The sequence below is a fragment of the Sediminibacterium sp. genome, assembly GCF_051861365.1.
Taxonomy (GTDB): domain Bacteria; phylum Bacteroidota; class Bacteroidia; order Chitinophagales; family Chitinophagaceae; genus Sediminibacterium.
Genome location: NZ_JBHYCW010000063.1, coordinates 1 through 3,987 on the forward strand (window position 1 = coordinate 1; position 3,987 = coordinate 3,987).

Genomic DNA, 3,987 nt, shown 5'->3' on the forward strand with positions numbered 1-3,987 from the left:
ATTTAATCCGTATTCATGTTAAACTGAAAAAAGAAAATTATACTTTTAACTGGCCCGAAAAAAAGGGGAGCTTACAATTACGGTGGGCGCTATTCAATCAGGTGTACGCAATAATATCATTCCTGAAACCTGTGAGATGTTGGGTACTATTCGAACATTGGATAGTAAGATGCAAAAAGAAGTGCATGAAAGAATACGCAATACAGTTAAACACATTGCTGCCAGTAATGGCACGGAAGCAGAGGTAACAATTGATACCAAAACATTGGTTACTTATAATGATCCTGAGTTGGTAAAACTGACACTACCATTTTTGGAGAAAGCAGCAGGTAAAGGAAAAGTAGTAACTCGTGACTGGGATACCGGTGCAGAAGATTTTTCATTTTATGGAGAAAAAGCCCCTTCATTCTTTTTCTACCTAGGAGGTATGCCGAAAGATCAGGATCCAAACAAAGCGCCACAACATCATACCGCTGATTTTTATATTGATGAAAGTGGGTTTGATTTGGGTGTGAAAGCTTTTTGTCAGTTGGTGTTTGATTATGCCAAGAGTAAGAAGTAATGTTTATTGCCACTGAGAGCACAGAATTGCACAGAAAGTTTCAGTGTATTTCTGAGTCTTCAGTGGCAGTTTATTTAAGAATAAACCCTCGCACCAAACAGCAAACTTCCAATTCTTACCATGTTACTCCCCTCTTCGATGGCAATGGTATAATCGCCACTCATACCCATGCTGAGAATGGCTGATGGCTGATGGATCATAGCAGATTGCTTGAAAATATTGTGTAGAGATCTAAATTCGCTTCTTACTTTTTCTTGATCATCCGTAAAGGAAGCCATACCCATTAAACCACGGATACGTACATTCGGAAAATTCGATAGTTGTTCGATGGTATCTTTCAACTCTTGTTCATCCATTCCAAATTTAGTCTCTTCTGTAGCGATATGCACTTGTAGTAAACAGTCAATGATTCGATTGTTCTTAGCCGCCTGTTTATTGATTTCTTTCAATAATTTAAGACTATCCACTCCATGTATCAGGTGAACAAAAGGCGCTATGTATTTTACTTTATTCGATTGTAAATGACCAATAAAATGCCAGCGGATATCTATGGGTAAAACAGATTGTTTATCGACCAACTCTTGCACATAATTTTCTCCAAAATCTCTTTGACCTATATCATACAACGTCTTTATATCCTCAGCAGGTTTTGTTTTGCTTACTGCTACCAATGTTACATTAGCTGCCACAAGTTCACTGCTAATACGCTGATACTGCTCAATATTCGCTGACATCACTCAAATTTGAAGCAAAAATAGTGAATTGTGAATGGTGAATGGTCAATTGTGAATTGTCAATTGTCAATGGCGAATTTTATTTTTATTCACTATTCACAATTGACAATTCACCATTGACTATCTACTCGTAAACATCGCTTTTACAAAATCTGTTACCAAATAACTGATCATTTTTCCGGTATGATATCCTGATCGGCCATCTGCAAGTTGTGTAGCTCCTTCGCAAATATGCAAATAGGCAACTTTGCTATCTGTAGCTGTGAAGTTGATATATTGTCTGGCATGTGCAAGTGTAATACCTGCGGGACTAGAAGCACTGCTTGTAGCATTTTCAATGACATCAAGATCCAATTCAATACCGCAATAACTATCTTCTGTAAATCCAGTAGCATGGGCTACAGATTGCAGAAATGTTCTTTTTTCATGAATGAAAATATCTTCATAACTGATACAATCAATAAAAGGATTATTGACCATATCCATCCATACATTTTGTGGTAAATAGTTTTCATGGTATCCCAGTACGCAATATTTCTCTAAATAACCATCTGCTTCTGCGTACGAAAATCCATTACCACTGTGCCTGCCTTCCATGGGACGAAAATCTGCATGTGCATCTAAATTGATCGCATTGATCTGTGCAATCGGTATTAATCCCGCCTTGTACAATCCCTTTGCGGCTCCTTTAATACAGGGATACGCGTTATTATGTCCACCCCCAATGACAATGGGTATTTTATTGTTTTGCGTGATCATGTGAATCAGTTGCTCAACCTCATCATCAATCATATTCACCGCATGTCGGTAAGCCGCTATTTTTTCATCATAACTCTGTGCATTTTGTTCAATCAGATTTTTAGCACCTGAAAAATCAAAATGACCCATCACAAGGATACTACTCCCTTCAAAAAAATCATTACTCTGGGTGTTCAAAAAAGACTGCAAAAATGCAATCCAAGCAGAGTCACAACCTCCCACACCTTGATTCGCGAGTACGCCTATGTCTTCAGGTATTCCAACCATTACAAATGGAGCACTGGACTGTTGCAAAGATGATTCCAATGCGGCACTATCTTTAACTACTTGTACCCTTTCCCCTATTTTGGTCTCAAATCTTCTGATTCGAGTGACAGAAAGGACATCCTTTTTGTTATAAATTTTTAAATGTGGTAGTTGCAAGGCGTATCGATTTACAATGAATATACTGATTTTTTGGGTTAGTCCATGGTCTATAAACTACCCAAACACTTCTCCATTAATCAACACCCTATCTATCAGATTGGATCCGAAAGCATAAGGTAGGTAAGCAATGGAAGGTATGGGTTGTGTAATGATCAGATTGGCGCGTTTCCCGATGGTGATGCTGCCTACTTCCTTTTCCAGTTCCATGGCATAAGCGCCATTGAGGGTGGCGGCATTGATGGCTTCTTCCGGTAACATTTTCATTTGTATACAGCTCATTGAGACCACCATATTCATATTACCACTCGGACTGGAACCCGGATTATAATCAGATGCCAATGCAATAGCAGTTCCCGAATCAATTAATTGTCTTGCCGGTTGAAAGGGCATTCGTAGAAAATAAGCAGCAGTAGGCAATAAAGTTCCAATGGTATTGGATGATGCAAGTAATTGAATGGTTTCATCATCCATGGTTTCTAGATGATCTACTGAAATGGCATTGGTTTGTATTCCTGCCTGAACTCCGCCGGACAGATTTAATTGATTGGCATGAATTTTCGGTTGTAAGCCAATTTTTTTTCCTGCTTCACAGATTCTTATCGTTTCTTCCGGTGAAAAGAAACCTTTTTCACAAAAAACGTCGATATAATCTGCCAATTGCTCCCGATCAATGATCGGAAGCATTTCATGAATGATTTGATCAATATAACCCTCATGATCTTCTTTAAACAAAAGAGGATAAGTATGGGCTCCCAGAAAAGTAGCTTTAATGGGTATGGGCGATGTTTCTTTCAGTTGTTTGATGACACGTAGCATTTTGATCTCCGCTTCTACAGATAATCCATACCCGCTTTTGATTTCTACCGCCCCGGTGCCTAAACGAATGATGTCAACCAATCTTTGCTTGGCAGAAGTATACAGCGCTTCTTCTGTCGTTAATGCAAGCCGTCTTGCTGAGTTTAGGATACCACCCCCTTTCGCAGCAATATCTTCATAACTCATTCCTTTAATCTTATCAACAAACTCTTCTTCTCTACTTGCCGCAAATACCAAATGAGTATGACTATCGCACCAACAAGGCAATACACTCGCGCCTTTCAGATCCATCACATTACTGACTTCAGGATAAGCATCCATGGTTCCAAAATCCGCTATTCGTCCATTTACAATCAATAACCATGCATTTTCAAGAATTGGCAAACTACTCAACTCTTTTCCACGCAACAATGCAGGTTGCTGACGAACATTTATCAATTGGTGAATGTTTGTAAGGAGCATTTGATTCATAGTGGGAAAATAAGGATTTAGCTGCAAGCTACACGCTACAAGCTTCAAGCTTTTACTATAATTATCTTTATTCCTGGTATGGCTATTTGGATATAATACATTTAACCTAAACTTGCAGCCTGCAGCGTGTAGCGTGTAGCTTGTAGCCATTGCTGTCCGGTAAAAAATCAAATTATTTTCTAGTCTCCTGTAATTGCTGTATTTGAGGTGGCAATAACA

At 38.8% G+C, this 3,987-nt stretch carries 4 protein-coding genes; 1 reads left to right on the forward strand and 3 read right to left on the reverse strand.

What is annotated here, in order from left to right; translation table 11 throughout:
* Nucleotides 1-76: 76 nt before the first annotated feature.
* Nucleotides 77-562 (forward strand): M20/M25/M40 family metallo-hydrolase, encoded by a 486-nt coding sequence (locus tag ACTIEV_RS15400; RefSeq protein ID WP_439516804.1) that lies wholly within the window; start codon nucleotides 77-79, stop codon nucleotides 560-562.
* Between the two features lie 74 nt (nucleotides 563-636).
* Here the strand turns inward: ACTIEV_RS15400 and ACTIEV_RS15405 are convergent, their stop codons facing one another.
* The 3 genes from ACTIEV_RS15405 to hutI form a co-directional block, all read right to left on the reverse strand.
* Nucleotides 637-1,296: a YggS family pyridoxal phosphate-dependent enzyme gene (locus tag ACTIEV_RS15405; protein ID WP_322196695.1), complete on the reverse strand. Its 660-nt coding sequence runs from the start codon at nucleotides 1,294-1,296 to the stop codon at nucleotides 637-639.
* A 120-nt stretch (nucleotides 1,297-1,416) separates the two neighbouring features.
* On the reverse strand, nucleotides 1,417-2,478 hold the full coding sequence (locus tag ACTIEV_RS15410; RefSeq protein ID WP_322196694.1) for a formimidoylglutamase: 1,062 nt from the start codon (nucleotides 2,476-2,478) through the stop codon (nucleotides 1,417-1,419).
* A 57-nt stretch (nucleotides 2,479-2,535) separates the two neighbouring features.
* Nucleotides 2,536-3,768: an imidazolonepropionase gene (hutI, locus tag ACTIEV_RS15415; RefSeq protein ID WP_322196693.1), complete on the reverse strand. Its 1,233-nt coding sequence runs from the start codon at nucleotides 3,766-3,768 to the stop codon at nucleotides 2,536-2,538.
* Nucleotides 3,769-3,987 lie beyond the last annotated feature (219 nt).

Coding starts and splice junctions, on each gene's coding strand:
- ACTIEV_RS15405 (WP_322196695.1), bottom strand. CDS start 1,296: ATGTCAGCGAATATTGAGCAGTATCAGCGTATTAGCAGTGAACTTGTG.
- hutI (WP_322196693.1), bottom strand. CDS start 3,768: ATGAATCAAATGCTCCTTACAAACATTCACCAATTGATAAATGTTCGT.